This window comes from Streptomyces sulfonofaciens (assembly GCF_014656295.1).
In the GTDB taxonomy this organism is placed as follows: Bacteria; Actinomycetota; Actinomycetes; order Streptomycetales; family Streptomycetaceae; genus Streptomyces; species Streptomyces sulfonofaciens.
In genome coordinates, this window is record NZ_BNCD01000002.1 from 80,463 (window position 1) to 102,577 (window position 22,115).

Consider the following 22,115-nt stretch of genomic DNA (forward strand, 5'->3'; position numbering starts at 1 on the left):
GGAGTCTCCTGATCCTCCGGTCGAGAACCACGAGCCGGCCCGGTCCGCGCTGGACCCGGCCGGCCACACCTGTCCCACCCAAGCCGATCACGACGGCACACACAAGGGTATTTCGAACTTATATACGATTACGGAGTGCGAACGGACGCGGGCGTGCCGAGCGGGGGAACGGCACGGGAGGCGCCCTGGGGACCGCTCACCGCCAGCCGTAGCGCAGTCGCAGCCGGTGCACCACCAGGTTGAAGCGCATCCGGTCCAGCGCGCACGCCTCGCGCCGCATGCCCTGCTCGTGTACGCGTAGTACCCGGTCCACGTCCACCCATGACTCACGGCCTTCCCGGTCCCACGGCCCGCTCCCGATCGGCACCCACTCCCGGTCGTGGTCGTGCCGCCTGCTCGACAACTGCACGGCGAGCAGGGTGCCCGCCGCCTCGCGGGCGACGACCAGAACCGGCCGGTCCTTGCCGCGGCCGTCGTTCTCCTCGAACGGTACCCACGTCCAGACGATTTCGCCCGGATCGGGATCTCCGTCGTACACCGGGGCGTACTCGGTGCGCACCCGTCCTACCCGGTCGGGCCGGGCCTCGGTGGTGGCGGTGGGCCCGCTGCGGCCCGGGGTCTCGTCGGTCTGGGGATGGTCGATGCGCTCAGTCACGCGGGTCACGTTAGAGCCGGTGTACGGTCACCTCGGGAGCGGGGCGCCCCGCTGCCCGCGGTCCGCGGTTTTCGGGAGTTTCGCCCCACAGCGTCGCGTGAGTGGAAAAATACGGGGCGTCATGGTGCAGATACCGAAACAGCATGGAACACAGCCACCCGGGGGACAGCGCCCCGGCTTACCCCTCGCAGGGCCGCCGGCCCTGCCCCGGCCGCCCGGACCGGCCGTCCGAGCCGCCCCCACCAGCGCGGACGTGGCACGCCTCGCCGGCGTCTCACGGGCCACGGTCTCCTACGTGCTGAACAACACCAGCACCATGCGGATCAGCGAGCCCACCCGACGCAGGGTCAGGGCGGCGGCCGAGGAACTGGGCTACGTGCCGCACGCCGCCGCCCGCAGCCTGCGCGCCGGGCACAGCCGGATGGTGCTGATGGCCTCCCCGACCGTGCCGCTCAGCCCGCTCTACGAGAGTTTCCTCGGCGATCTCCAGGCGGCGCTCGGCCGTATGGAGTACACCGTGGTCCAGTACGGCGGCCCCGGCTGCACCGGTGACGCGGCCGTACGCGCCTGGGCCGAGCTGCGGCCGGTGGCGGTGCTCGCCCAGTCCGGGCACGGCCTCGACCCGCAGGGCGTGGCCGTCCTGAAGCGCTCCGGCGCCCGTGCGGTCCTCACGCTCGGGCCCGAGCGGGTGGACGGCGCGCACGCCCTGCTCACCGACCACAGCCTGGTCGGGCAGTGCGCCGCCGCCCACCTGCTGGCGCGCGGCCGTACCCGGATCGGTGCGGTCGTCCCGGCGGAGCGCGGCCTCGACGTCTTCTCCCGGCCCATGGTGGAAGGCATGCGGCGCGCCGCCGAAGGCACCGGGGCCGAGGTGGCCGAGTTACCGCTCGCCCACACCGAGGAGGCCGCCGCACGCCTCGCGGGGCGCTGGCGGGACCTCGGGCTGGACGCCGTGTTCACGTACAACGACGAGTACGCGATGCTGCTGATGCGCGCCCTTCAGGACGAGGGCGTGCGGGTGCCCGCGGAGACCGCGGTGATGGGCGCGGACGACCTGCTGCTCAGCCGGCTGCTGCGGCCCCGGTTGAGCACCGTCCGCATCGAACTGCCGTCCGGACAGGCCCTCGCCGAGCTGGTCGACCGCCTGGTGCGGGCGCCGGGCGCACGGACCGAGGCGCACGACCTGCTGGCCGCCACGGCGGTGCGGCGGGAGTCGACGTAGGGTGCCGGCCGGCCCCGACGCGGGGGCCTGCCGCACCGGGCACGGGCCGGCCCGGGCCCGGGGCACACCAGCCCCGGGCCCGGGCCGGTGGTGTCCTGAGCCCTGGAAACGACCGCCGTGCTACTCGGCGGGCCCGCTGCCGTCCGGCTGGGCGCCCTGGCGGCCCTGGGCCTCCGCCTGTGCGATCGACTGGCGGACCTCGTCCATGTCCAGGTTCCTGGCCTGGCCGATGACGTCGTCGAGTGCGGCCTCGGGCAGGGCACCGGGCTGCGCGAAGACGGCGACCTGGTCACGGACGATCATCAGGGTGGGGATCGACTGGATGCCGAAGGCCTGCGCCAGCTCGGGCTGCGCCTCCGTGTCGATCTTCCCGAAGACCAGGTCCGGATTGGCCTCCGCGGCCTTCTCGTAGACGGGCCCGAACTGCTTGCAGGGTCCGCACCACGACGCCCAGAAGTCGATCAGGACGAAGTCGTTGTCAGTGACCGTCTGGTCAAAGTTCTCTTTGGTGAGCTCGACGGTGCTGCTCATGGGCGTCCTTACCTCTTCCTGGATATCCGGACTCCGGCTCCCGGATCCGGTGCAGCGAGAGCGACAACCGATCCGGACCGGCACGTATTCCGCGCGCGTACCCGAGTGGCCGCGGCGCACACCTGCCGCCAGACTGACGTTCATGACGGATGTGATCGAGTACGACGTGGTGGTGCTGGGCGCCGGGCCGGTCGGCGAGAACGTCGCGGACCGGGCCCGTGCCGCGGGACTGAGCACCGCGATCGTGGAGAGCGAACTGGTGGGCGGGGACTGCTCGTACTACGCCTGCGTGCCGAGCAAGGCCATGCTGCGACCGGTGATCGCACGCGCGGAGGCCCGGCGGGTGCCCGGTGTCAAACAGGACGTGCAGGGACCGCTGGACGTCCAGGCGGTCTTCGCCCACCGCAAGTACTGGACCGCGAACATGCAGGACGGCGGTCAGGCCGACTGGCTGACCGGCATCGGCGCCGACCTGTTCCGCGGCCAGGGCCGGATCGCGGGCCCCCGCCACGTCACCGTGACGGCCCCGGACGGCGGAGTGCAGGAGCTGTCCGCGCGCCAGGCCGTCGCCGTCTGCACCGGAAGCCGCGCCGCGCTGCCCGCCCTGCCCGGACTCGACACGGTCCGGCCCTGGGACAGCAGGACCGCCACCTCCGCCGACCAGGTGCCGGGCCGGCTCCTCGTCGTCGGCGGCGGCGTCGTCGCCTGCGAGATGGCGACGGCCTGGCAGGCGTTCGGATCCGAGGTGACCATGCTGGTCCGCGGCCAGGGGCTGCTGCCGCGGATGGAGCCGTTCGCCGGGGAGCTGGTCGCCGAGGCGCTCCGCGAGGCGGGCGCCGAGGTGCGCACCGGCACCGCGGTGTCCTCGGTCGCCCGGGACGGCGACACGGTCACGGCCGAGGTCGTCGGCGGCGGGACAGTGGAGGCCGACGAGATCCTCGTCGCCACCGGGCGTGCGCCCCGCACCGAGGACATCGGCCTCGACACCATCGGTCTCGAACCCGGCTCCTGGCTGAGCGTCGACGACACCTGCCTGGTGAAGGGCACCACCTGGCTCTATGCGTGCGGTGACGTCAACCACCGTGCGCTCCTCACCCACCAGGGCAAGTACCAGGCCAGGATCGCGGGCGCCGCCATCGCCGCGCGTGCCCAGGGCGTGCCCATCCTGGAGACCGACCCCTGGGGTTCGCACACCGCGACCGCCGACCACGCCGCGGTACCGCAGGTCGTCTTCACCGATCCCGAGGTCGGCTCCGTCGGCCTCACCCTCGCCGAGGCGGAGAGCAGGGGCCTGCGGGTGCGCGCCGTCGACCAGGAGATGACCTCCGCCGAGGGCGCCGGCCTCTACGCGGAGGACTACCGGGGCCGCGCCCGTATGGTCGTGGACCTGGACCGCGAGGTGCTGGTCGGTGCGTCGTTCGTCGGCGCGGGCGTTGGCGAGCTCCTGCACTCGGCCACCGTCGCCGTCGCCGGCGAGGTCCCCCTCGACCGCCTCTGGCACGCGGTGCCGTCCTTCCCGACGATCAGCGAGGTGTGGCTGCGGCTCCTTGAGGCGTACCGGGACAACTGAGGGGTCCGCCGCCCCGGGCGGGTGTGCCGGCCCGGATGCGTGTGCCGGCCCGGGCGGGCCCCGCGGTCACTGGCCGCCCAGTCCCGTGGTGGCCACCGACTTGACGATGTGCCGCTGGAAGAGCATGAACACGAGCACCAGCGGGAGGGCGGCGAGCACGGCCGAGGCCATGGTCTGCGCGTACTGGACGCCGTAGGCGTCCTTGACCGAGGTGATGCCCACCGGCAGCGTCATCAGCGCCGGATCGGACGTGGACACGAAGGGCCACAGGAAGTTGTTCCAGGCGGTGATGAAGACGAAGATCGCGACCGCGGCCAGCATCGGACGGGACAGCGGCAGCACGATGGACCAGAAGACCCGCCAGTGCCCGGCCCCGTCGAGCCGCGCGGCCTCCTCCAGCTCCCGGGGGACGGAGTCGAAGTGCCTCTTCAGTATGAAGACCATCATGGGCATCACCGTCTGCGGCAGGATCACCGCCGCGTAGGTGTCGATGAGCCCCAGCGCGAGCATCTGCCGGAACCACGGCACGATCAGCACCTGCTGCGGCACCAGGACGGCGGCGACGGTCACGGCGAACAGCCACCTGCGCCCGGTGAACAGGGTGCGCGAGAAGGCGTAGCCGGCCATGGCCGAGACCAGGACGGTGACCACCGTCACCGCGGTCGAGATCAGCAGGCTGTTGAACATCCACAGCGGCAGGTCCCCACGCTCGATGACGGTGCGGAACCCGTCGAGCGTGAAACCGGAACCCGGCCAGAACCAGTGGCCGGGGTCGCTGGCGTCCCGTTCCGACTTGAAGGACGTCAGCAGCGCCCACAGCAGCGGCAGCAGCCACACGGCGGCGAAGACCGCGAGCGCGCCCAGCGCCAGCGCCCTGGTGAGCCGGCTGCCGCCCAGCGTCAGGTTCGTGCCCGTCCCGAAGGCGGACCCGCGTCGGGCGCCGGCCCGCGGCACCGGGCCCCGGACCGGGCGGGCGGGGCGCACGGGCAGTTCGGTGGAGGTCATGTCACTTCTCCCTGCGGCGGAAGGCGGTGAGCTGCGCGACGGAGGCGAGGACGACCAGGGCGAAGAAGACGTAGCTGATCGCCGAGGCGTAACCGAGGCGGTAGCCGGTGAACCCGACGTCGTAGACGTACTCGACGACCGGCCGGGTCGAGCCGTTCGGGCCGCCCTTGGTCAGCAGGTACACCTGGTCGAACACCTTGAGCGAGGCGAGCACCTGCAGCACCGTGATCACACCCGTGATCCGGCCGAGCTGCGGCAGCGTGATCGACCCGAGCCGTCGCCAGGCCCCCGCACCGTCGATGGCCGCCGCCTCGTAGAGGTGGTCGGGCAGCGACTGCAACGCGGCCAGGTACAGCAGGAAGTTGAAGCCGACCGTCCACCACAGGGTGGTGAGCGCGATCGCCCAGATCGCCACCGACTCGTCGCTCAGCCAGGCCACGCCGTCCAGTCCCAGGGAGTTCAGCAGGTGGTTGTACAGGCCCAGATCGGGCTGGTACAGCCACAGCCACAGCAGACTCACCACACCGACCGGCAGCAGGTAGGGCGCGAAGAAGGCGAGCCGCCACACCCACTGCCCCGGCAGCCCGGTGTGCACGAGGAGGGCCATGACCAGCGCCACCAGCACCAGGGGCACGGTCGAGATCAGGGTGAACAGGACGGTGTGCCCCACCGAGCGCCACATCTCGGCGTCACCGAGTGCCTCCGCGTAGTTGTCCAGGCCCACGAAGGACGGCGGGTGGGCGGACAGTGACCGGTCCGTCAGGCTCATCCACAGGCCCTGCACCAGCGGCCAGACCATGAAGACGGCGAACAGGACCAGGAACGGCAGGGCGAAGAGCAGCCCCGGACTGGGGAAGCGGCGCGCCGCGGCGGGTGGGGTGCCGGTGGCCGGGCGCGGCGCGGCTTGGGGAGCGGACATCGTGGTTCCTCCTGCGCTCGGGCTCAGGCCGGACTGGGTTTCGAGAGGAAGGTGTCCAGGCGCCGGACCATGGCGCGCGCGGCCGCCCTCGGGGCGAGACCGTCGAGCAGCGCCTGCTGGAGCACCTGGCACATGGCGTTCTGGAAGTCGGAGCCCGCCCCGGCGAACCAGGCCGGCGGGTCGAGCACCACGTGGTCCTGGGCCGCCGCGTAATGGGCCTGCGGCATCAGCTCGGCGTACGCCTTGGTGCGGGTCACGGGGCGGTACGCCGGGATGTGACCGGCCGTGGCCCAGACCTGGCCCGCCTTGAGGAGTGCCGCCACCGCACGGTGTGCGCGCCTGCGGCGGGCGGGGTCGGGGTGCGGGCGGTGCGGCAGGACGAACGAGTGCGAGTCGGCGTAGACCGCGGGCGTGCCGAAGACGGTGGGGAAGGGCGCTGCACCCACCTTCGGGTCGGCCGCCTTGAAGGTGGGCAGCTCCCACTCACCGGAGAGGATCATGGCGGCCTGCCCGTTGACGAAGCCGGCGAGGCCCGCGTTGTAGTCGAGCCCCCTCGGATTGGCCTTCCCGTCGGTGATCTTCGCCATGAAGGCGATGACCTCCGCCATCCGGTCCTCGTCCACCTCGGCCGGGCCGCCGTCAGGCAGCTCCAGGCTGGCTCCGGTCTGCCGGTACAGACCGTAGAACAGCCGCCAGGCCTGTGCGGAGTCGTTGACGTAGCCGAAGGCGATGCCCTGCTTCCCGGAGGCTTTCGCCAGTTCCCGGCCCGCCTCCAGGAACCCCTGCGGGGAGTTGAACGCCGCCAGGTCCAGTGCGCCGTCCCCGGTCAGCAGGCCCGCCTGCGCGGCCGGATGCGGATGGAAGAAGACGATGAAGGGGTGGGTGTCCAGCGGGACGGCGTAGGTCCTGCCGATGGACTGGGCGCGCGCCCACACGGCCGGGGCGAAGTCCGCGCGGCGGATGCCGTACTCGGCGAGCAGGTCCGCATCCCAGGGGTCCAGCAGGCCGGTGGGCGCGTAGCCGGGCAGCCGCGACATGTGCATGACCGCCACATCCGGGCCGCGGCCGCCTGCCGACGCCATCGCGAGCTTGGTGTAGTAGGGCGTGCCCCACTCCAGCACGGTGCGCTCGATCCGGGTGCCGGGCATGTCCGGGCGGGCGGTGTCGATCATGGTGTTGAGGTTGGCCCCGTCGCCGCCCGAGAACAGGTCCCACAGCCGTACCGTCCGTTCGTCGGCGGCGAGGGCGGAACCGCAGGCGCTGAGGGCAGGGCCGGCCAGCAGTGCGGAGGCCGGGGCGAGAGCGGCCCGCAGCGCCCGGCGGCGGGTCACACGGGCGCCGCCGTCCAGGGAGGCGGCCCGGGGGAGAGGCAGGTCGACCATGGAATGCCCTTCCTGTACATCGGTGTACGGGTGGCGCAGGGGGTGCGGGCGCCGGGGTGTGCCGGGGCGCCGGGTGGCGGCCCCGCGGCTGTCCGGCCTGCGCCGGCCGGCTAGGAGCGCGACTCGCAGGCCGCGGTGCGCCGCTGGACGTCACGCAGCAGCCCGGTGTCGACCTTCTGCGCGCGGTCGAAGCCGTAGACGCCGTTGCGCTCCTGGAAGACGTCCGTGAGCTGCGTGTAGCAGTAGCCGAACATGTCGGGGTCGTCGAGCAGGACGTCCACCAGGCCGGTGAAGCGGGAGACGAACTCCTCGGCGGTACGCGGCCGCTGGCCGTAGCCCCAGGAGGAGTCCGGCTCGTCGCCGGCGGCGGTCCCGGCGGCCGAGGGGTCCCACCAGATGCCGCCGAACTCGCTGCAGAAGTACGGCTGCCCGCGGTACGGCACCGACCAGGGCCTGCCGTCCGGGGCGGTGTTGGTGTGCGGCCGGCCCTCGGCCAGGCCCGCCATGAGGCCGGCGAACACCTCGGGGTCCTGCTCGTAGCAGTGCGAGTCGTACACGTCGGTCTCGGCGATCCGGTGCGCGTAGCCGGAGGCGTCGATCACCGGACGGGTGGTGTCCATCGCCTTGGTGGCCAGGAACATGGCCCGGGTGACGTCGTCGAGCTGGGTGATGCGGTCGTGCAGGTGCTGGTAGGTCTCGTTGAGGGGGCACCAGCCGATCACCGACGGGTGCGAGTAGTCGCGCTCCAGCGCCTCCAGCCACTCGGCGGCGTAGGACGCGTCCGGGCGCTGGTTGTCGTCGCGGGCACCGACCTCGCAGCCCCAGTCGCCGAACTCCCCCCACACCAGGTAGCCGAGCCGGTCCGCGTGGTAGAGGTAGCGCTCCTCGAAGACCTTCTGGTGCAGCCGTGCGCCGTTGAACCCGGCGGCGAGCCCCAGGCGGACGTCGCGCTCCAGGGCCTCGTCCGACGGTGCCGTCATCAGTCCGTCCGGGTAGTAGCCCTGGTCGAGGACGAGGCGCTGGAAGACCGGTTCGCCGTTGAGCAGCACCCGCCTGCCGTGCAGGGCCACCGCCCGCAGTCCCGCGTACGAGCGTGCCTCGTCCACCACCGTCCCCCGCGCGTCGAGCAGTTCAAGGCGCAGGTCGTACAGGTGCGGGTCGCCGGGGGACCAGGGGCGCACCCGGTCCTCGGGCAGGGTGAGCACCAGGCGCGGGCACAGGTCGAGATCCGCGCGGCTCTCCGCCCGTACCGCCTCGCCCCGCTCGTCACCGAGCACCGCCCTGACCCGGTGGCCCGGCAGGTTGGCGGTCACCGGCAGCTCCAGGTGGAAGGAGCCTGAGGCCAGGTCGGGTGTGATGCGGGGACGCTTGAGACGGGTGGCGAGCGGCACCGGCTCCAGCCACACCGTCTGCCAGATGCCGGTGGTGCGCGTGTAGTGGCAGTGCGAGTTGGCGTACCAGGTGGCCTGCTTGCCGCGGGCCTGCGGTCCGTGCCGGGTGTCGCGGGCCCGGACCACGATCACCGCTTCGGAGCCCGGCTCGGCCACCCCGTGCAGATCGGCCGTGAAGGGCGTGAAGCCGCCCCGGTGGCGGGCCACCTCGGTGCCGTTGACCCACACGGTGGTGTCGTGGTCGACGGCGCCGAAGTGCAGCAGCACCCGGGAGCCGGCCCACTCACCGGGCACCGCCACCGTCCTGCGGTACCACACGGCCTCCATGAAGTCCGTCTCACCGATGCCCGACAGCGCGGACTCCGGGCAGAACGGCACCGTGATGACGTCCGCGAGAGCACGTTCCCCGAGGCCCCGTTCGAGGCCGCTGTCCGAGCGGTCGATCTCGAACTGCCAGCGGCCGTTGAGATTCAGCCACGCCTCGCGGGCGAACTGCGGCCGGGGGTACTCGGGACGTGGGACGTCCGGGAGCGGGGGAGAGGACATGCTGCTCCTCGCGTACGCAGGTGCCGTTCGGTGCGGGGCTCATGGCACCATGGCATTACATCGATGTAAATAGTCCGGGGCTCAGAACGGGTGCCGCGAGACCGATTCGTGATGCTGGGTACGATCATGGCGGCGGAAAGGAAGCGAACGTGGTGCCCAGGCCCAGGATCAAGGACGTGGCGGAGTACGCGGGCGTCTCCCCGAAGACCGTCTCGAACGTGATCAACGACTACGAGCACGTCTCCGAGCGCACTCGCACCGCCGTCCGCGAGGCCATCGACGCCCTGGGCTACCGGGTGAACCTCGCGGGCCGCCAACTGCGTCGGGGCCGCACGGGCATGCTCGCGCTCGTGGTGCCCGAGCTCGACGTCGCCTACTTCGCCGAGCTGGCCCGGCACGTGATGCTGGAGGCCGACCGGCGCGGCGGCACCGTGCTCATCCACGAGACCGGCGGCCGCCGGGAGCGGGAGCTGGCCGCCGTCTCCGGCTTCGACGCCCAGTTCACCGACGGAGTGATCCTGAGCCCGCTCGCGCTGCTGCCGCGCGACCTGACCGGTCGCGACACCCGGCTGCCGCTGGTGCTGCTCGGCGAGCGCACCGCACCCGGCGGCGCCGACCACGTGGGCATCGACAACGTCCTGGCGGCCCGCGAGGCGACCGAGCACCTGCTGGCCCGCGGCCGGCGGCGCATCGCCGTGGTGGGCGGCGCGCTGCGCGGGCCGCAGGGCACCGACCGGCTGCGCACACACGGCTACCGTGCGGCGCTGGGCGCCGCCGGGCTGCCCTTCGACAGCGGCCTGGTGGTCCCGGTCCCCGCCTTCCACTGGCAGGACGGCGCCCGCGCCGCAACCGAGCTCGTCACCCGCCGCGACCCGCCGGACGCCCTGCTGTGCCTCAACGACCACCTGGCGCTCGGCGCGGTCCGGGCGCTGCACGAACGGGGCCTCTCCGTGCCCGAGGACCTGGACGTGGTGGGGTTCGACGACATCGAGGCGTCCCGTTTCAGCATCCCGACCCTCAGCACCGTGGCCCCCGACAAGCGGGATATCGCCCGGGCGGCCGTGCACCTGCTGATGGACCGCATCGACCGGCCGGAGGACGGCCCGCCTCCCGTGGAGCACGTGGCGGGGCACCGCCTGATCGTCCGGGAGAGCTCGGGGGGCTGAGCGGCACGCGTCCGCGGAGCGCGTCCGGGGCCGTCCTGTCCGCGTCCGGGTCAGTCCTGTTCGTGTGTGCGCCGCTCCGTCCGCCGTCCTGTTCGCGTCCGGGGCACCGTCCTGTCCGGGCCAGTCCTGTGCGCGTGTGCGTCTGCTCCGTCCGCAGTCCGGGGCCGTCCTGTCCGCCGTGCGGGCCGCCCCGGCCCGCTCCGGCCCGGCTGGTCCCGCCCCGTCCGCCGCCCGGGGCCCTGCCCGTCCCCGCCTGCGCCCGCCCGGCCCGGCGTCCGGCCTCGTCCGCCGCCCGCCCGTCCGCCGTGCGGGCTCGCCCCGGCCCTGGCGGGCCGGTGGGGGAGCGGAGGGTGCCGGCGGGCCGCGCGCGACCCCCGCGGGGGTGGACGGGCGGCACCGGGCGGGGGCACGCCGTCGGCCACCTCCCCCTTGTGCCCCCGCCATTGACAGGTTCACGCCCCGTCCTTACCGTCGTCGCGACGTGGTTACATCGATGTAAAGCCCGTCGAGGCGGTATCCCGCGGCGGGCTTCGTCCGAGACGTGTTCCGGAGGGATGCCGTATGTCCGCACCGCTTCCCGCACACCGGGCAGGCCGAAGAGGTCTGCTCGCCACGCTCCTGTTCGCTCTCGCCGCCCTGCTCGCGGGCTCGCTTCCCGCGGCGGCCGCTCCCGCGGCGGCCGCTTCTGCCGCTGTCGCTCCCGCGGTGGCCGATCCCACCGGCGGGACGTCCGCGGCGGCGCCCGGCACGGTCCGGCCGGCCGCCGGGTCCGGCACCTTCCGCAATCCGCTGAACACCGGCCCCGACCCGTTCATGACCTACTTCAACGGCGCCTACTACCTGACCACCACCCAGGGCGACAGCATCAGGATGTGGCGCTCGCCGTCGCTCGCCACCCTGCTCACCGCGGCCCCCGCCACGGTCTGGACCGACGCCGACCCCTCCCGCAACCGGAACATCTGGGCCCCGGAGTTCTACCGTTTCGGTGACCGCTGGTACCTCTACTACACGGCCGACGACGGCGTGGACGACCACCATCGGCTGTACGTCCTGGAGTCCGACCGCGACGACCCCGCCGGCCCCTACCACTTCAAGGCGAAGCTCGCGCCGCCCAACCACGCGCAGGACTTCGCCATCGACCCCGGCATCCTCCAGGTCGGCGGACGGCTCTACCTCGCCTACAGCGGGATCAACCAGTACCAGCACAACGGCCTCGACATCGCCCCGCTCGCCAATCCGTACACGCTCTCCGGCAACGCGGTGGCCGTCGACGCGGCCGGCGGCTGCCCCGAGGTCAGGGAGGGGCCCGAGTTCCTGCACCACGGCGGGCGCACCTGGATGACGTACTCGACCTGTGACACCGGCAAGCCCGACTACCAGGTATGGATGATGTCGCTGCCGGACGGCGCCGACCCGCTGGTGCCCGCGAACTGGGTCCAGCACCAGGGGGCCGTGTTCTCCCGCGCCGACGCGAACGGCGTCTTCGGCCCCGGCCATCACGCCTTCTTCCGCTCTCCCGACGGCACCGAGGACTGGATCGTCTACCACGCCAAGAGCACCGGCACCTACACGTACGACAACCGCACCACCCGCGCCCAGAAGTTCACCTGGCGGGCCGACGGCAGCCCCGACCTCGGGGTTCCCCTCGCCACCGGCGCCACCCAGGACCTCCCGTCCGGCGACCCCGGACCCGGCGCCTACTGGATCAACGACGACGGGCGTTCCAGCGGGCCGGGCGGGGTGGCGTTCACCGGCACCTGGAACACCGGCACCGGCTGCGCCGCACAGTGCTTCTGGGGCGACGACCACTGGCTGGACCAGGCCGGGGCCTCGGCCACCTTCACCTTCACGGGCACCCGCATCGCCCTGCTCTCGGTCCGCGACGTCGGCAACGGCTACGCGGCGATCAGCGTCGACGGCGGACCCGAGCAGCAGGTCGACTACTACGGCGCCATCCGCACCGGCGAGGTGGTGCAGTACATCAGCCCGCGGCTGGCCCCCGGCCAGCACACCCTGCGGATCCGTGTGACCGGCGCGCACGACCCGAACTCGTCGGCCTCCTTCGTCAGCGTGGACCGCGCCGAGGTGTACACCGACTGAGCCCGGGGCCCACCAGGGCCCGCCGCCACGAAAGGAGAGCTTCCGGATGCACCCGTACCCCGGCAGAGCCGGTTCCCGGCCGCGCCGCGCCCTCACCGCCCTGCTCGCCGCCGCCGTCCTCGCCGCCGTCCCGCTCGCCACCGCCCCGGCCCGGGCGGCCACCGGCGGCCCCGTCCTCGACCGGGACTTCCCCGACCCGGACGTCGTCAAGGTGGGCGGCACCTACCACGCCTACGCGACCAACGGCGACGGCAAGAACATCCGGCACGCCACCTCCACCGATCTGGTGCACTGGTCGGTGGCCGCCGCCGACGCCCTGCCCGCCGTCGGTTCCTGGGCGCTCCCGCAGGCGTCGCTGGTCTGGGCCCCCGACGTCTTCGACAACGGCAGCGGGCTGACGATGTACTACACCGCCCGCGACCGGGCCAGCGACAAGCAGTGCATCGGTGCCGCCAAGGCCGCCTCGCCCGACGGCCCGTTCACGCCGGTGGGCGACGGCCCGCTGGTCTGCCCGGCGGCCGACGGCGGTGCTATCGACCCCTCCAGCTACACGGAGGACGGACAGCGGTACCTGCTCTGGAAGAACGACGGCAACTGCTGCGGGCTCGACACCTGGCTGCACATCCAGCCGGTCGGCCGCGACGGCACCTCCACCACCGGCGCCGCCGTCCGGCTCATCCGCCAGGACCGGCCCTTCGAGGGCAACGTCATCGAGGCGCCGACCCTCGTCAAGCGCGACGGCCACTACGTCCTTATCTACTCCGCGGGCTCCTACGCGGGCGACGGCTACGCCACCGGCTACGCCGTCTCCGCGGGCCTCACCGGCCCCTACACGAAGGCCGCGGCGCCGCTGATGACCACGGACTCCTTCGCCGGCACGGTCCGCGGCCCGGGCGGCCAGGACGTGGTGACGGGACCCGACGGCCGGGACAGGATCGTCTTCCACGGCTGGGACCCCGCGTACCGCTACCGGGCGCTGTACGTGGCGGACCTCGGCTGGGCGAACGGCTATCCGGTGGTGCGCGGCAGCAAGGTGGTCTACCAGGCGGAGAACGCGGCGGTGCACGACGCCGTGGTGCGCTGGACGGCCGTGCCGTGGGGAAGATCGACCATGCGGACAGCTACGTGGAGTTCAGCGTCTTCGCGGCGTCGGCGGGCGACCACACCCTGTCCGTGCGCTTCGGCAACGGCTCGCTGGACGCGGCGGGCACCAGGAGCCCGGCCTCGCACGTGCTCACCGTGAACGGGGTGGGTGCGGGCGCGGTGCACTATCCGTTCACCGGCTGGGACAACTGGCAGAAGGTCGATGTCACGGTCGGCCTGCACGAGGGGTGGAACACGCTTCGGCTGTCCAAGGGCGACTACTACGCGGAACTGGACAGCATCGAGGTGGCCTGACGGCGCCTGCCTCGGTCCGGCCGCCCGGTCCGACCCGGTCCGGCGGCCCGGTCCGACGGCGCATGGTGGGCGCACCTGCCGGGCGATGGCACCGGCAGACGCGCTCCGGTGGGCGAGCCCACCGCGGGTGCCGGCCGCGTCACACCGGCCGGTGTCGCGCCGGCTCGGGCTGGGTCGGGGCCGGCCGGGTGCGGTGCGGCGGCCCGGCGCGGCCCGGCGCGGCCCGGCGCGGCCTGGACCGGCGCGGCCCGGCCTGAGGCGGTGGTCCGGCCGGCCGAACGGCACCGAGTGCGCCCGACCGGTGCTCCTGACCGCATCGGGTCTCACGGGCCCGGCACCGCGGGGTTAGGTTGGGCACCATGAGCAATCTCGAACGCGAGGCAGTTCCCGCACTCTGCGGCGGACGCGGGTTCGTCGTCGCGGAGCCGGTGCGTGAACTCCTCAGTCCCCGGAAAGTCAGACTGGGCGAGTCCACCGAGGTGCGCCGCCTGCTGCCGAACCTGGGCCGCCGCATGGTCGGCGCCTGGTGCTTCGTGGACCACTACGGCCCCGACGACATCGCCGACGAGCCCGGTATGCAGGTGCCGCCGCACCCGCACATGGGTCTGCAGACCGTGAGCTGGCTGCACCAGGGCGAGGTGCTGCACCGCGACTCGCTGGGCAGCGTGCAGACCGTGCGCCCTTACGAGCTGGGCCTGATCACCTCCGGCCGGGCCATCAGCCACTCCGAGGAGAGCCCCCGTCCGCACGCACGGTTGCTGCACGGCGCCCAGCTCTGGGTAGCCCTGCCGGACGGGGACCGCCACACCGAGCCGCACTTCGAGCACCACGCCGAACTGCCCACCGTCACCGCGCCCGGACTCACCGCCACCGTCATCCTCGGCTCCCTGGACGGCGCCGCCTCACCGGGAACCACCTACAGCCCCCTGGTCGGTGCCGACCTGTCCCTCACCTCCGGCGCGGACGTACGCCTCCCGCTCGACCCCGACTTCGAGTACGCCGTGCTCGCCATGTCGGGCGAGGCCCACGTCGACGGGGTGCCCGTGCTCCCGGGCTCGATGCTCTACCTCGGCTGCGGCCGCACCGAACTGCCGCTGCGTGCGGCCTCGGACGCCGCCGTGATGCTCCTCGGCGGCGAGCCCTTCGCGGAGGAACTGGTCATGTGGTGGAACTTCATCGGGCGTTCCCAGGAGGACGTCGCACAGGCCCGTGAGGACTGGATGAACGGCTCCCGCTTCGGCGAGGTGCACGGCTACGACGGCGATCGCCTGCCTGCTCCCCAACTGCCCCCGGTTCCGTTGAAACCGCGGGGGCGGGTGCGCTGACCTGGGCATACTGTTCCGGAGTGGCCCTCTTGTGTGGCGCGAGTGTCTCAGCTCGGCGCGTGTCGCGGCGGAGAAGGTTCGCGCCCCCGAGGAGCCCCCTCGCGGGCCGCCTCCCGTTCCCAAGTCCGGTCTTCTGCGGGCGTCCTCAGACCGTGTCCTATGCGGTGGGACGGACGAGGCGTTTGTAGCAGCACAGGGTTGCAGCTAGTCCCAGAAGGGCGAGGTGGTTACGGGGGTGGCGTTCGTATCGGTGGTTGAGTCGGCGATAACCGGTCAGCCAGGACATGGTCCGCTCGATCACCCACCTGCGGCGGCCGAGGCGTTCGCTGGACTCGATGCGCTTGCGGGCGATCCGGACGCCGATGCGTTTGCCGCGTAACCATTTCCGCAGGTGAGGAACGTCGTAAGCCTTGTCTGCGTGCAGACGTTGCGGCTTGAGGCAGCGGCCCCTGTGCGGGTCGTCTCTCGTTTGGCGACGGGACCAGATCAGAAACCGGCGGTGCGCGGTCGACTTCGATATCCCGCAGCACGGCGGCAACGCACGCCGACCACAGCCGCTGACCAGCACGTAGATGATCGCGGCAAACAGCGTCTCGTCAGGCGTGTCCTGCGTTCCCGCGGCCCTGCGGCCGCACCCTGGGCGGCGGGATCAGCGGCTCGGTGATCTCCCACAGCCCATCCGGAACCATCCAACTCCACCTGCCCCACCCCATGAACACCCCAACGAGCGATCACCACATGGGACACGGTCCAACGCCGCGGACCAGGAGGCCGCGGGTTGTCGTCCCTCCGGCCAGAGGTGTATCGTCCAGGCATTAGCTTTCTTGAAGAAAGGAAATACTATGCCTCTGAGGTCGGACTGGTCGGACAAGCCATGCCCGATCGCTCGCAGTCTCGACGTCCTCGGTGATCCGTGGACCCTGCTGGTCCTTCGCGAGCTGTTCGCCGGCAACGTTCGCTTCGAGGGCCTGCGCACGGCGCTCGGCTCGTCCGACAACGTGCTCGCGGCCCGGCTCGCGCGCATGACCGAGGCCGGCCTGGTGGCCCGGATCCCTTACGGGGGTACCGTGCGCCCGCGGGTCGAGTACCGCCTGACCGACGCCGGGCGTGACGCCCTGCCCGTACTCCACGCCCTCGCCAACTGGGGGGCCAAGCACACCACGGCACCGCAGTGGGCACGGCCGATGGCGATCACCTGTACCGAGTGCGGCCAGCCGGCGCAGTCCGCGGACTGGTGCACCAGTTGCAACCAGCCGCTGACCGTCGAGCGAACCGAGTGGACCCGGCCCGGCGCCGACGGACCTCCCGTGCACCTCGCCGCTGTCGTGTGACCTGCATCAGGTCACAGGGTCCACTGCTGACGACTGTCGTCCATGGGCGCAAGAGAAATCCATGCAGACACGTTGCAATAGGAGATGCAGTGCCTGAGAACATTCGGTCATCGTGGCGCGTGTTGGCGCTGCCTCCCCTGGCTGAGAAGCGCTTGCATGAGCTGTTCGATCCATTGGGTGTGCAACTCAGCGTTCCCGCCGTGCGGGACAGGGCCGGAGTGCTCGCGGCGTTGGAAGATGTCGATATAGTCATGGGAGACTACACGGGGGCGCTCGCGTTCGAAGCCGACGCCGTAGCGGCAGCTTCACGTCTCGCCTTTTTGCAGGTACCTCGGGTCGGACTGGATTCTTTCGACGTGGAGGCCCTTACAGCGGCGGGAGTTCCGGTTGCGAACGCGCCCGGGGCGAATGCGCGAGCGGTGGCTGAATGGGCGCTTGCGGCCACGCTTGACCTGACACGCAGCCTTACCTGGGCGGACCGGCGGATGCGTGAAGGCGGGTGGCCGCAGTTCGACACGACCGCACGCGGCGCCGACGAACTGGGTAATCGCCGCGTGGGTATTCTGGGGATGGGGGCGATCGGCGCAGAGGTCAAGCGGCTTTTCGAGGCACTGGGTTCCCCAGTTGTGTACTGGTCGCGTCGACGTCGGGCCGAAGGGACGTTCCTTGAGATGGAAGAACTTCTCGCCACCTCCGATGTCGTCGTCGTATGCCTGCCTTTGACGGCTGAGACTCACGGCCTTCTCGATGCGCGGCGAATCGGAATGATGAAGGAGGGGGCTTTTCTGGTGAACGTCGCTCGTGGAGAGATCGCGCCAGATGACGCCGTCCTTGCTGCTCTGGAGAGTGGCCGTTTGGCAGGGGCCGCGCTCGACGTGTACGTGCAGGAGCCTTTGAGCGTCGCTCACCCACTGCGTAGCCACGAGAACGTACTGCTGTCCTCCCACACGGCGGGGGCCACGCGTCAATCCCTGAAAAATGTCTTCTCCGTGACCTTCGAGAACGTTAAGGCTGCCATCGAGGGGAGACCAGTGGCCAACGTAGTCAACGGAATCGATCCTGTCATTACCAAGCGCGGTTGATCCCGCTTCATCGACGACGCCACCGGGAAGAGCAAGCGGTTCCCTTGGGCGTGCAGGAGCCCGATGTGAGCACCCTGCGCACCCCGGTCATCAGTGAATGGCCTCCTGTATGGCGCGCCCCTCGGAGGACTTCCAGAACCGATGCGCTTTTGTCGCACCGGCCCCGAGACCAAGGAGTAGAGGATGAATGGCGCCGATCGCCTGCCTGGGCCAGGCACTTCTTCAGCAGAGTCCGCGTTCCTCACGGAGTTCCAGGGTTTCGACGTGGATGTCGACGGTGTGCGGATTCACGGCCGGGTCGGTGGCTCGGGGCCTCCCGTGCTGCTCCTGCACGGCTTCCCGCAGACCCACCTCGCCTGGCGGTACGTGGCTCCGAGGCTCGCCCGCGACCACACCGTCGTCGCCGCCGACTTGCGCGGCTACGGCGACTCCGGCAAGCCGCCCGCAGGCCCGGACCACTCCGCGTACGGCAAGCGGGCGATGGCCGCCGACCAGGTCGGCCTCATGGCGCGGCTCGGATTCGACCGCTTCGCAGCCGTGGGGCACGACCGCGGAGCGCGCGTCGTGCACCGGATGGCCTTGGACCATCCGCACGCGGTCGAACGGGCGGCGGTCCTCGACATCGTCCCCACCCGTCACGTCTACGCGACGGTCGACCGGGCACTCGGCGAGGCATACTTCCACTGGTTCTTCCTCACGCAGCCGGCCGGTCTGCCCGAAACGCTCATCGGTGGCGCGCCCGAATTCTTTCTTCACCGGCTGCTCGGCGGGGGCCTCGCCACGACCGCCGGCCCCTCTTCGGCGTGGGCGGAGTACGCACGGTGCTTCCGCACCCCGGAGGCCATTGCCGCGATGTGTGAGGACTATCGCGCGGCTGCCACCATCGACCTGGAGCACGATGGCGCGGACGCCGCCGCGGGCCAAAGGATCACCTGTCCCCTGCTCGTGCTCTGGGGGAAGCAAGGTTTTGTCGGCCGGACGTACGACCCACTGGCCGTATGGCACGAGTACGCGCACAACCGCCACGGCACGGCTGTGGACGCCGGCCATTTCCTCCCCGAGGAAAACCCCGACGAGACGGTCGTTGCCCTCGCCGAATTCCTCGGTTGACGCCTGGGCGCGGACCGTTCAACCAGGACCGGGTCATCGGCCAGAAGCAGACGGCATGACCCGAGTGCTCGAAACGGACAGCACGGCAGGGTGAACCGCGGGCCGACCTGCCGGCGGTTCACCCTGCCGTGCTCCGGCACACGTCCAGTCACCCCACCACCTAAGAGAAGGCATCTCATCATGCGCGTCGGAAACCTCTCCCGGCGTCTCACCTTGTTCAAAGGACGAGGGTGCGATCGGCGTGGAGAGCGCCGGCAGCGGACGGTTCGGCCCTGAACCGCAGAGCGCCTACGACGAGTGGCCCGCCTTCCGCGTCCGGGCGCCGGAGGCGGTGGCGCAGGCACGAGAGTTCGACCCGGCGGCTCTGGGCGCGCCGGTTCCGCGTCCGTCGCAGGGTTTCGCCATCGGCGCGGACTACGCTGAAACTCCCCAGCCGCGTGCCGACCACACCGTCTGCCCCCCGGGCGCCCCCGGGGCTTTTCCTGGGAATGCGTCCTGAACAAGCCCGGGCCTGTATCCGCCAGTTCCCGTGCCACCTGTCGGCACCACGTCGCGCATGCCGCAGACCAGCGGGCCGCGGCGATGCTCAGTCTCGGCAGGCCTCGTCCGCGACAGCGGAGATCCGATCGAGTACGTGCCGAGGACGGTGACGGCGAGCCCCGCTCCGAGGGTACGGGCGTTTCGGGACGGCGAAGATGTCGGACGGTCGTTCCTGCGAGAACTCGTCCGGCGTGACGCTCTTCTCCGGTAGGGAGACGCGTTGGCCCTCAGCAGACTCAGTCTCGGCCACGTTCTCACTGGTCATCGATGCGTCCTCTTCGATCAGGAGTTACACCGAACGTGTTATGGCCTCCATCCGAGCCGTCCGAAGAAGTCATCTGGTCAGGCAGAGCTTGCTTCTCCGCGTCGACGAGACGGCGGAGCAGGTTGAGCAGCAGTTCTCGGTCCGCCGGCCCGAGGCGGGCGAGGACCGCTTCCTCTGCGACGCGGGCGCCGGGGAACGCCTCGGTCACCACGCGCCTGCCCTGGGAGGTGAGCGAGATCAGCCGCCGCCTGCGGTTGTCGGGGTCCATCTCGGACTCCAGGTGTCCGTCCCCGTGCAGACGCTTGATCAGGTAGCTGGTGGTGGAGCTGTCCAGTCCGAGGTGTTCGCCGATGGTGACTTGGTCGATCGGTCCGGTCGCGCGGAGCAGCACCGCGAGGATGGCGAACTGGGGGGTGGTGAGTTCGCCCGGAAGGGCCTCTGTCCAACAGGCGGTCACGCGTTGGAAGGCCCTGCGGATCAGATGGGTCGCGGTGGTGGTGGGTTCCCAGCTCGGTGGGAGTTCGGTCACGAGGGTCTCCCTTGCGTAGATGGTGGATACAACCTACATTGAAAGTACGAGCTCACACAGTTTGAGCTCACGGAATTAGGAGCATCGTATGCCTGTCTACACCGTGACCACCACCCGCGACGTGGTCACCGACGAGCAGAAGGCGAACCTGGCTGTGGAGATCACCAAGATCCACTCCGCCGTCACCGGCGCCCCCACCTCCTTCGTCCACGTCACCTTCACCGAACTGCCCGAGGCCAACGTGTTCTCGGACGGGTCCCCGTCGCGGCCTCTGCTGATCGAAGGTATGACCCGGGCCGGCCGAGCGGACAGCGAGAAGATACGGCTGGCAAAGGACATTTCGACCGCCGCCGGCCGCGTGACGGACATCCCGGAATCCAGGATCCTCGTGATGATCCTGGACACCCCGGCCAGGTTCGCCGTCGAGGGCGGCCGCATCCTCCCCGAGCCGGGAGCCGAGGACGACTGGCTCGACGAGCGGGACAGCGACTGACGTTGAAGCCGTGGTGTCGTCTTGGTGGGGCGGGTACGAGTCCGGTACCGACTCGGCAGCCGTTGGGGGCGTCGGGGCGGTATCGGAGTTGGCGTAAGCCCCTTCGGACGGCGACGAACCAGCGACCGATAAGCGCGGCGAAAGCGGCCCCGGACTCGCACGAGAGGGGATTGACCGCGCCGCGCCCAGGTCTGGATGGTGGGCGGCTCCATCGAGAAGCCTGCTCCGTCTTCGAAGACGAGCCAGGCATCGAGCACCGCCGTCGTCCTTCCACGCTCGGCCAGTTCCCCTTCACCCGGCCGGCCACCGCAGCCTCATCGCGCACCCTCGCCCAGCGAGCCGGGATCTGACAGGACCAGCCATGCCGCTGAGCAGAGCCGCGGCCCGAGGGCTCAGGGCGTGGCGTTCTTCGAGCCGACCGACGCTTTTGTGCGTGCGGATCATCCGAATCCCAGGCCGATGGGTTTTACAGGCGGCAGAGCACAGGCGGCCGTCCTTCCCTGCTCGGCTCCGCCTGGTGGTGGCGGCCGGCACCATCTACAACGGCGTGCACCAGTCCTTCGGCGGACGGCCCCGCCGGATGCATCGGACAAAAAGGAGTTTCCATGGAAATCAACGCGAGCACGCTGGACGCCAAGTCGGCGTACAAGCTGCTGATCGGCAGCATCATCCCGCGTCCCATAGCGTGGGTCAGCACACAGTCGGTGGCCGGCGTCGGCAACCTGGCGCCCATTTCCTTCTTTACCGTAGTGGGGCGCAAGCCACCCAAGGTTTCGCTGTCCATGCAGCCGAAATCCGACGGGCGCACCCTCAAGGACAGCTTCCTGAACATCCGTGACACGGGCGAGTTCGTCACCAACCTGGCGACACTACCGCAGATCATGCCACTCCACCGCAGCGCCGTCGAGTTCGAGCCGGACGTGGACGAGTTCGACACCGTGGGCGTGGAAAAGGAAGCGTCGGTATTGGTCGCACCGCCGCGGGTGAAGGGCTCACCCATCGCGCTGGAATGCCGGGTCGACGAGATCTTCTCCTCCCCGGACGGCCTCAACCACGTGGTGTGGGGCGAGGTGGTCAACTTCCACGTGCGCGACGACATCTACATCAATGGACGCATCGACTTCGGAGCTCTCGCGCCCGTCGGGCGTCTGGCGGCCGAGTACACCGTCGTGGATAACGCCTTCGTGCCCCCGTTGAGCGATGAGGTCCTCACCGAGCGAGCGAGCCGACGCATGGTACGCATTGACGGCAACGACGCAGAATACTCGGCGGTGGAGAGTACGAGCTGGTCTGCTTCGGGGTCGGTCAAGGACGAACCGCCCACTGCCCATGACTGATGGGGAAGTTGGGCGTGTCAAGGAACTCCCGCCACGGCGAGATCTCCTCGGCAAGGTGTCCGCGTACTCGATCCTGTGTGGTCGGCAATCACGGAGGGCACTGGGACCGGATGTCTCCTGGTCTACAGCGGTTTTTCCGCGTTCCGGAGGCGTCTGAGCCGGGCCCAGGGGTCGTCCTCTCCGGGATGTGCGGCTTCGGCGGCGAGTGCCCATGGAGC

19 protein-coding genes and 2 pseudogenes are annotated in these 22,115 nt (G+C 70.9%); 12 read left to right on the top strand and 9 right to left on the bottom strand.

Annotated features, from left to right (window positions below):
* Positions 1-196: 196 nt before the first annotated feature.
* A complete protein-coding gene (locus IE313_RS03365) occupies positions 197-664 on the bottom strand; it encodes a type II toxin-antitoxin system PemK/MazF family toxin (protein WP_373316911.1) in 468 nt (155 codons plus the stop codon).
* A 244-nt stretch (positions 665-908) separates the two neighbouring features.
* Between IE313_RS03365 and IE313_RS03370 the strand changes: the two genes are divergently transcribed.
* A complete protein-coding gene (locus IE313_RS03370) occupies positions 909-1,877 on the top strand; it encodes a LacI family DNA-binding transcriptional regulator (RefSeq protein ID WP_229924346.1) in 969 nt (322 codons plus the stop codon).
* A 120-nt stretch (positions 1,878-1,997) separates the two neighbouring features.
* On the opposite strand, the gene trxA is transcribed toward IE313_RS03370, so the two are convergent.
* Positions 1,998-2,408 (bottom strand): thioredoxin, encoded by a 411-nt coding sequence (gene trxA, locus IE313_RS03375; RefSeq protein ID WP_189929382.1) that lies wholly within the window; start codon positions 2,406-2,408, stop codon positions 1,998-2,000.
* Positions 2,409-2,550: 142 nt separating this feature from the next.
* Between trxA and IE313_RS03380 the strand changes: the two genes are divergently transcribed.
* A complete protein-coding gene (locus tag IE313_RS03380; RefSeq protein WP_189929383.1) occupies positions 2,551-3,978 on the top strand; it encodes a dihydrolipoyl dehydrogenase family protein in 1,428 nt (475 codons plus the stop codon).
* Positions 3,979-4,044: 66 nt separating this feature from the next.
* On the opposite strand, the gene IE313_RS03385 is transcribed toward IE313_RS03380, so the two are convergent.
* From IE313_RS03385 to IE313_RS03400, 4 genes are all read right to left on the bottom strand, one after another.
* Positions 4,045-4,983 carry a carbohydrate ABC transporter permease gene (locus IE313_RS03385; protein ID WP_189929384.1) on the bottom strand — a complete coding sequence of 313 codons (939 nt, stop codon included), beginning with the start codon at positions 4,981-4,983 and terminating at the stop codon, positions 4,045-4,047.
* Position 4,984: 1 nt separating this feature from the next.
* Positions 4,985-5,902 (bottom strand): carbohydrate ABC transporter permease, encoded by a 918-nt coding sequence (locus tag IE313_RS03390; protein WP_189929385.1) that lies wholly within the window; start codon positions 5,900-5,902, stop codon positions 4,985-4,987.
* A gap of 23 nt (positions 5,903-5,925) precedes the next feature.
* Positions 5,926-7,284, bottom strand: a complete 1,359-nt coding sequence (locus IE313_RS03395; protein ID WP_189929386.1) for an ABC transporter substrate-binding protein — start codon at positions 7,282-7,284, stop codon at positions 5,926-5,928.
* Between the two features lie 110 nt (positions 7,285-7,394).
* Complete coding sequence (locus tag IE313_RS03400) at positions 7,395-9,221, bottom strand: glycoside hydrolase family 2 protein (RefSeq protein WP_189929387.1); 1,827 nt, start codon at positions 9,219-9,221, stop codon at positions 7,395-7,397.
* A 152-nt stretch (positions 9,222-9,373) separates the two neighbouring features.
* Between IE313_RS03400 and IE313_RS03405 the strand changes: the two genes are divergently transcribed.
* From IE313_RS03405 to IE313_RS03420, 5 genes are all read left to right on the top strand, one after another.
* Complete coding sequence (locus tag IE313_RS03405) at positions 9,374-10,387, top strand: LacI family DNA-binding transcriptional regulator (protein ID WP_189929803.1); 1,014 nt, start codon at positions 9,374-9,376, stop codon at positions 10,385-10,387.
* 561 nt (positions 10,388-10,948) lie between these two features.
* Positions 10,949-12,487 carry a family 43 glycosylhydrolase gene (locus IE313_RS03410; protein WP_189929388.1) on the top strand — a complete coding sequence of 513 codons (1,539 nt, stop codon included), beginning with the start codon at positions 10,949-10,951 and terminating at the stop codon, positions 12,485-12,487.
* 46 nt (positions 12,488-12,533) lie between these two features.
* Complete coding sequence (locus IE313_RS03415; RefSeq protein ID WP_229924347.1) at positions 12,534-13,730, top strand: glycoside hydrolase family 43 protein; 1,197 nt, start codon at positions 12,534-12,536, stop codon at positions 13,728-13,730.
* Positions 13,718-13,885, top strand: a complete 168-nt coding sequence (locus IE313_RS34950) for a carbohydrate-binding protein (RefSeq protein ID WP_229924348.1) — start codon at positions 13,718-13,720, stop codon at positions 13,883-13,885. The genes IE313_RS03415 and IE313_RS34950 overlap by 13 nt, the downstream gene beginning before the upstream one ends.
* Before the next feature lie 359 nt (positions 13,886-14,244).
* Positions 14,245-15,210 (top strand): pirin family protein, encoded by a 966-nt coding sequence (locus tag IE313_RS03420; RefSeq protein WP_189929389.1) that lies wholly within the window; start codon positions 14,245-14,247, stop codon positions 15,208-15,210.
* 157 nt (positions 15,211-15,367) lie between these two features.
* Here the strand turns inward: IE313_RS03420 and IE313_RS03425 are convergent.
* Positions 15,368-15,923 (bottom strand): annotated as a pseudogene (locus IE313_RS03425) (transposase).
* 129 nt (positions 15,924-16,052) lie between these two features.
* Here IE313_RS03425 and IE313_RS03430 point away from each other — a divergent pair.
* The 3 genes from IE313_RS03430 (at position 16,053) to IE313_RS03440 (ending at position 18,733) form a co-directional block, all read left to right on the top strand.
* Complete coding sequence (locus IE313_RS03430) at positions 16,053-16,541, top strand: winged helix-turn-helix transcriptional regulator (protein ID WP_189929390.1); 489 nt, start codon at positions 16,053-16,055, stop codon at positions 16,539-16,541.
* An 89-nt stretch (positions 16,542-16,630) separates the two neighbouring features.
* Entirely contained in the window at positions 16,631-17,623 is a 993-nt protein-coding gene (locus tag IE313_RS03435; RefSeq protein WP_229924349.1) for an NAD(P)-dependent oxidoreductase, read from the top strand.
* A 183-nt stretch (positions 17,624-17,806) separates the two neighbouring features.
* Positions 17,807-18,733, top strand: a complete 927-nt coding sequence (locus IE313_RS03440; RefSeq protein WP_189929391.1) for an alpha/beta fold hydrolase — start codon at positions 17,807-17,809, stop codon at positions 18,731-18,733.
* Positions 18,734-19,527: 794 nt separating this feature from the next.
* On the opposite strand, the gene IE313_RS03445 is transcribed toward IE313_RS03440, so the two are convergent.
* Positions 19,528-20,067, bottom strand: coding sequence for a MarR family winged helix-turn-helix transcriptional regulator (locus IE313_RS03445; protein ID WP_189929392.1), 540 nt, complete (start codon positions 20,065-20,067; stop codon positions 19,528-19,530).
* A gap of 88 nt (positions 20,068-20,155) precedes the next feature.
* Between IE313_RS03445 and IE313_RS03450 the strand changes: the two genes are divergently transcribed.
* Entirely contained in the window at positions 20,156-20,560 is a 405-nt protein-coding gene (locus IE313_RS03450; protein WP_189929393.1) for a tautomerase family protein, read from the top strand.
* Between the two features lie 134 nt (positions 20,561-20,694).
* On the opposite strand, the pseudogene IE313_RS36590 reads toward IE313_RS03450, so the two are convergent.
* Positions 20,695-20,927: pseudogene (locus IE313_RS36590) on the bottom strand (IS630 family transposase); the annotation flags it as partial.
* A 238-nt stretch (positions 20,928-21,165) separates the two neighbouring features.
* Here IE313_RS36590 and IE313_RS03455 point away from each other — a divergent pair.
* Complete coding sequence (locus IE313_RS03455) at positions 21,166-21,897, top strand: flavin reductase family protein (RefSeq protein ID WP_189929394.1); 732 nt, start codon at positions 21,166-21,168, stop codon at positions 21,895-21,897.
* Positions 21,898-22,115 lie beyond the last annotated feature (218 nt).